Origin of the sequence: Sphingomonas sp. LH128, assembly GCF_000293195.2 — a bacterium.
GTDB classification, from domain to species: Bacteria; Pseudomonadota; Alphaproteobacteria; order Sphingomonadales; family Sphingomonadaceae; genus Novosphingobium; species Novosphingobium resinovorum_A.
This window is the reverse complement of record NZ_ALVC01000242.1, coordinates 1-4,479: the sequence shown is the minus strand read 5'-3', so window position 1 is coordinate 4,479 and position 4,479 is coordinate 1. Positions and strand designations below refer to the sequence as shown.

Genomic DNA, 4,479 nt, shown 5'->3' with positions numbered 1-4,479 from the left:
CGGCCGACGAGGTGGCCGGCGGCGTTCTTGGCGATGGAACCGATGTTCATGGGACTTCTCCTTGGAAAGCGTCCTCGAACCCCTTGTCCGGGACGCCAGTCCTCTCTCCCCCTCCTCTCCTCGGCCGCTGGGCCGAGCAGGCGCCGCCAGGCGCCCATCATCGCCAGCCCCTTCGGCGGCGATGGCCGCAGCGGGATGCGAGAACGGGCGGCGCGCAACCCAGATCCCGAGCCCGGGCGGGGGGATGCGGGGCCTTACAAACCCTTTGTTGCCGTCCAGGAACTGTCGGGGAGGTTGAGGTTTCTTGCGCGAAGAAGGACAGGAGGCCGTCCATGACACAACCCTTTATGCGTAGCGTTGTAACCCGCCCCTGGATCGTCGCTTTGGTCCTCGCCGGTTCCGCCTCCGGCGCGATCCCTGCCCTGGCGCAGGCGACACCCGACCGACAGGAGGTCGAGGCGACACGGCAGCTCAACCGCGAGACGGCGCGGCGCCAGCAGATCACCCTGATGGAGGCGGAACGCCAATATCAGCATGACGTCGCGGCCTATGACCGGTCGATCCGCGCTCGCCAGCGGGCCGTGGCGATCGGGAACGCCCAGTATCGGCATAAGCGGCACGCCTATGCGGCCGCCATGGCCGCATGGCGCGAACAGGTTGCAGCTTGTAAGACGGGGAAAAGCGCGGCCTGCAGGGCGCCAACCCCCGATCCCGCCAGCTTTCTCTAGGCGCGTTACGGTCTGATCAAAACCGGAGCGGCGCGGGCATGGCCAGCCATTCGGGCTGGTCGTCGGTGATCGGCATGTCCAGCCGCGACGCCTCGGCCCCGGAGAAGATGCTTGCATCGGCGAGCCGCCCGAACCCGGCCTCGCGGCTCCAGAAGCTCAGACCATGGGTCGCATGACGCGTGACCAGCACATAGCCGTCCGCGCCCTCCTCGAGTGCGCGCCCGATCGCCCGGTCCAGGAGCGCGCTGCTATGGCCGAAGCTGACGCCATGCTCGGTGATGGCAACATAACCCCCGCCGAACTGGCCGGGTACGAGGCGATCACAATCGAGCGAGAACTCAAAACCGAAGGGCAGGGCGGATTTGGCGGCGGCGAAGAGAAGGTGTCCGACCGCGTCGATGGCGAACTGCTCCCCGGCAAAGTGCAGGTGGACACGGCCCTCGCTGCGGGACTCGGATCGGGACAGATCGCAGTCGAACGTCGGATAGGCCGGATCGACGAACAGAGCGAGGAACGTCTCGAACGGATCGTCGCCGCCCGGGGGAAAAGCCGTGGCAAAGGCCGGACCCAGGCCAGAATAGGCCGCAAGGCGCGCCGCGGGCTCGTCCCCGAGATCGCCGAGCAGATCGCTCGCTGCAAAGGCGCAGTCGATGAGCGCGGCCTCGGCGGGCGTGACTTCGATCAGGAAGCTCGCCTTGAGATAGTTGTTCGCCATGATCGTCTCCTTATGGTGAGAAAAGTGCAGGCCCGCTGGCCGCACGCGCAGCGCCGGGCTCGTCGCCCGGCTGAACAAAATGGGAGGAAGATCCCATGCAGGCGTGGATCGCCGCGCTCTCGACCTATTCCGCGACGCGCGAGACGATCCTGCAGCATCGATTTCTCGCCGATGTCGGCGGCGAGCTATGGCGCCGGGGCGAGTTCGATTTTTCGGTCTCGCACAGCGAGGTCGACAATAGCGGCTATGACCTCATCATCGAGGCGCGCGGCATAATGCGGCATGTCCAGCTCAAGGCGATGCATGGACAGGCCAGGCGGCGCAGCTTCGACATCCAGACGCGGCTGGGCGCCAAGCCCAATGGCTGCGCCGTGCTGATCCGGCATGACGCGCGCAGCCTCGCCGTCGAGGCCTATCGCTGGTTCGGCGCCCCGCCCGGCCAAGGCCTGCCATCGTTAGGGGAGAAGGTCACCCGCCATGCGAAGGGCAATGCGCTCGGCCATAAGGCGGACCGGCCCGCGCTGCGCGAGGTGCCGCTCGCGCGCTTTGCGCCCGTCAGCGATATCGCGGCGCTGGTGGATCTGATGTTTGGGCCGTGGCCCGAGGCGGGCTAGACCGCGTTCGCGGCCTGGGGCGCGTGCCAGCGCGCGATGATGGCCTGCATCTCGTCGCCATAGCCGAGCGCATCGATATAGAGGGCGCCCGGATGCTCGGCGAGGAAGCCCACGATCGCCGCGATGTCGCGCGCCACGGCCGTGTCCAGCGCGAACAGGTCGGCGACCGGGAAGTCGCCCAGCTCGGGTCCGTTCCACCAGGCCATGAGAAAATGCCCGCCGCGCCTGCCCGGTATCGGACAGGGCGAGCGGAACGAGCCGGTCGAGCGCGGCCAGCGCGCTGCTGCGGTCGGTGGGAATCGCTGTCATGATGATACTGTCTCAACAAAGCCCGGCCGGGCCAAGAGCTCTTGGGGGAATGGAGCGGCCTTGTCCACGACGAGCGGCGGCACAACGAAGTCGGCCGCATCGAAATAGGCGAGCACGGCGTCGTAGCTTGCCAGGCGTTCGAGCGCCGCGCGGCCGATCACGACATAATCGTCTTCGTCGACCGGGTAGGAGATGGGTTCGCCTGCGCCCGTGAACACCACGCGCTCTGCGCCCCATTGCGAAGGATAGGCGCCCGACCAGCGCGCAAAGGCGATGCCGTGCTCGGCGCACCAGGCTTCGAGGGCCTCGAACCGGCCGTTGGCGACTTCGTGGGCGAAGAGGCTGAGAGCGGTGCCGGGAACATGGTGGTCGGTCTCGAACGGCTCGCCGTCCCATTCGGTCGACAAGGCCTCGGCGGTGATGAGCGCGGTGAGCGCCTCATAGGCGTAGGGTGAGAGGGTGCCGCCGAGCGTGATTGACGCAGAAACGCGGTTTGCCATGGGGTGAGCTCCTGAAAAGAAGGTGTTCGGCCTTGCGCGAGATCAGGCGCAGAGGGCCGCGAGGCGCGCGCGGGCTTGGGCCGCGCAAGCGGGATAGGCGGCTGCGATATTGGCATGGAGATGCGCGAAGTCCGGGATCGGAAAATGCCCTTCGCTGTTCGGCCGGGTCGTCATGAGCGCGCCGATGACGATCTCCTCGAGCCCGGCGCGCCGCTCCAGCACGTCGCCGCCCGGCGCATGCGGATCGGCGCGGTGAAGCCCGCTTCCATCCAGGTCGACAGGCCGTTTTCGGCGGCCTCGACATAGGCGGCGACCTCGGCCCGGTCCTGCGCGAAGCGCCAGACCTTGAGACCGAGGGTCAGGTAGCGCCCGAAATCATGGGCGTTGCCGATAGCGACGAGCGCACAGCCCTCGGGCGGAGGACCGAGGCGGGTCTGGATGGCGGCGCGATAGCTTTCCACTTCGAGGCGGTTGCACGCGTCGAAGTCGGGCGTGTGGCCGATCTGGGCGCAGTCCTCATTCGCCGGCGCCGCGCCGATATCAAAGATGCTGAACATGAAATCCTCCAGGGGATAGGAGGGCCTGGCGTCTGACGGCAGACCCGCGCATGGAGCGGACCTAGTCGATCGCGCCGAAGATTTTCGCGGCCTCGGGATGGTCGCCGGCATAGTCGCGCAGGCGGTGGAAGGCCTCGGCGAGATGATCGTCTTCGACCTCGAAGGAGAGGTGCGAAAAGGCGAAGAGCGTGGCGATGATGCCCGCAGCGTCGGCGGAGACGGTGCCCTCATAGCCGTTGCTGTTGCAACAGATGCGATAGGCCGGTCGTCCGGCGGGGACGAGATAGAGCGCGTGCCCCGCCCGTTCCATGAACTGCCAGTAGCCACCGCCATAATCGGCCGAGAGCCACTGCAGGAAGGAATAGACCAGCGTCTCGCCCTTGAAGAAATGACGGCGGCCAAAAAGCGTCGGAAGGAATGCGCCGCGCCGCGCGTCGGGCACGAGGGTTGCGGCGTTGCAGGGGGCATCGGCGATGGCAGGAAGAGTGTCTGTCATGGGGGAACTCCGACAAAGGGACCGGCCCGGACGCTCCTTTTCGCGGCAGGACCATCATCACCGCTCCCCCTCCCCTTCCCAGCGCCGCGCGAGCGGCGGCATGACGACAGGGCCCGCTTCGCAGGCGTGCGAGGCGAGCCCTGTCGGGGCAGAAGCGATGGCGATCAGTCGGCGAAGGCAGGCGGGGCCGAGCTGGCGCCCAGTCCCTCGGGCTCGCTATGTCCGGCCTGGGAGGCGTCATCGCCCGGCAGCGGCGGCAGGCCATCGTCGGTGGGCATCGCCATTTCGGCGGGGAGGTCGCGGCGTCGCGAGGGGCGCGACCAGACGACATTGTAGGAGCCATCCTGCTGCTGGAACAGCGAGACATAGAGCGGCTGGGCGAAGCTCGGGTCCTCGATCTTGCCGTTGTAGAAGATGAGGCCGCTCTCGCGCGAGGCGAGCTCGAACAGCGCGCCGACACGGACCCAGGCGCGCGCAGCCGACAGCGCCATCACCTCGAACTTGGGCGCGTTGGGATTGGCCGAGTGGACCGGGCGGAGCGCGATGGTGAGCTCGACCGT

General features: G+C 67.5%; 9 protein-coding genes. 2 read left to right on the top strand and 7 right to left on the bottom strand.

The genetic code is table 11. From position 1 onward, the window contains the following. Positions 1 to 332: 332 nt before the first annotated feature. Positions 333 to 728 (top strand): hypothetical protein, encoded by a 396-nt coding sequence (locus tag LH128_RS19265; RefSeq protein WP_008831354.1) that lies wholly within the window; start codon positions 333 to 335, stop codon positions 726 to 728. Between the two features lie 16 nt (positions 729 to 744). Here LH128_RS19265 and LH128_RS19260 read toward each other — a convergent pair whose 3' ends face one another. Beyond that, on the bottom strand, positions 745 to 1,521 hold the full coding sequence (locus tag LH128_RS19260) for a hypothetical protein (RefSeq protein WP_327195217.1): 777 nt from the start codon (positions 1,519 to 1,521) through the stop codon (positions 745 to 747). A 17-nt stretch (positions 1,522 to 1,538) separates the two neighbouring features. Here LH128_RS19260 and LH128_RS19255 point away from each other — a divergent pair, with 17 nt between their 5' ends. Continuing rightward, on the top strand, positions 1,539 to 2,057 hold the full coding sequence (locus tag LH128_RS19255; RefSeq protein ID WP_008831352.1) for a hypothetical protein: 519 nt from the start codon (positions 1,539 to 1,541) through the stop codon (positions 2,055 to 2,057). Here the strand turns inward: LH128_RS19255 and LH128_RS19250 are convergent. From LH128_RS19250 to LH128_RS19230, 6 genes are all read right to left on the bottom strand, one after another. After that, a complete protein-coding gene (locus tag LH128_RS19250) occupies positions 2,054 to 2,263 on the bottom strand; it encodes a DUF7673 family protein (protein ID WP_008831351.1) in 210 nt (69 codons plus the stop codon). The genes LH128_RS19255 and LH128_RS19250 overlap by 4 nt on opposite strands. A gap of 99 nt (positions 2,264 to 2,362) precedes the next feature. Further along, positions 2,363 to 2,866: a hypothetical protein gene (locus tag LH128_RS19245; RefSeq protein WP_008831350.1), complete on the bottom strand. Its 504-nt coding sequence runs from the start codon at positions 2,864 to 2,866 to the stop codon at positions 2,363 to 2,365. A 42-nt stretch (positions 2,867 to 2,908) separates the two neighbouring features. Next, positions 2,909 to 3,040: a hypothetical protein gene (locus tag LH128_RS34675; protein WP_327195216.1), complete on the bottom strand. Its 132-nt coding sequence runs from the start codon at positions 3,038 to 3,040 to the stop codon at positions 2,909 to 2,911. Next, on the bottom strand, positions 3,037 to 3,423 hold the full coding sequence (locus LH128_RS19240) for a hypothetical protein (protein ID WP_008831349.1): 387 nt from the start codon (positions 3,421 to 3,423) through the stop codon (positions 3,037 to 3,039). The genes LH128_RS34675 and LH128_RS19240 overlap by 4 nt, the downstream gene beginning before the upstream one ends. A gap of 61 nt (positions 3,424 to 3,484) precedes the next feature. Further along, positions 3,485 to 3,919, bottom strand: a complete 435-nt coding sequence (locus LH128_RS19235) for an antirestriction protein (RefSeq protein ID WP_008831348.1) — start codon at positions 3,917 to 3,919, stop codon at positions 3,485 to 3,487. 164 nt (positions 3,920 to 4,083) lie between these two features. Next, the coding region (locus tag LH128_RS19230; RefSeq protein ID WP_008831347.1) for a DUF736 domain-containing protein at positions 4,084 to 4,479 on the bottom strand (396 nt) is incomplete at its 5' end.

Bases quoted from the DNA above. Each gene is read 5' to 3' on its own strand.
- LH128_RS19265 (WP_008831354.1), top strand. From the start codon at position 333: ATGACACAACCCTTTATGCGTAGCGTTGTAACCCGCCCCTGGATCGTC.
- LH128_RS19255 (WP_008831352.1), top strand. From the start codon at position 1,539: ATGCAGGCGTGGATCGCCGCGCTCTCGACCTATTCCGCGACGCGCGAG.
- LH128_RS19250 (WP_008831351.1), bottom strand. From the start codon at position 2,263: ATGGCCTGGTGGAACGGACCCGAGCTGGGCGACTTCCCGGTCGCCGAC.
- LH128_RS19245 (WP_008831350.1), bottom strand. From the start codon at position 2,866: ATGGCAAACCGCGTTTCTGCGTCAATCACGCTCGGCGGCACCCTCTCA.
- LH128_RS34675 (WP_327195216.1), bottom strand. From the start codon at position 3,040: ATGACGACCCGGCCGAACAGCGAAGGGCATTTTCCGATCCCGGACTTC.
- LH128_RS19240 (WP_008831349.1), bottom strand. From the start codon at position 3,423: ATGTTCAGCATCTTTGATATCGGCGCGGCGCCGGCGAATGAGGACTGC.
- LH128_RS19235 (WP_008831348.1), bottom strand. From the start codon at position 3,919: ATGACAGACACTCTTCCTGCCATCGCCGATGCCCCCTGCAACGCCGCA.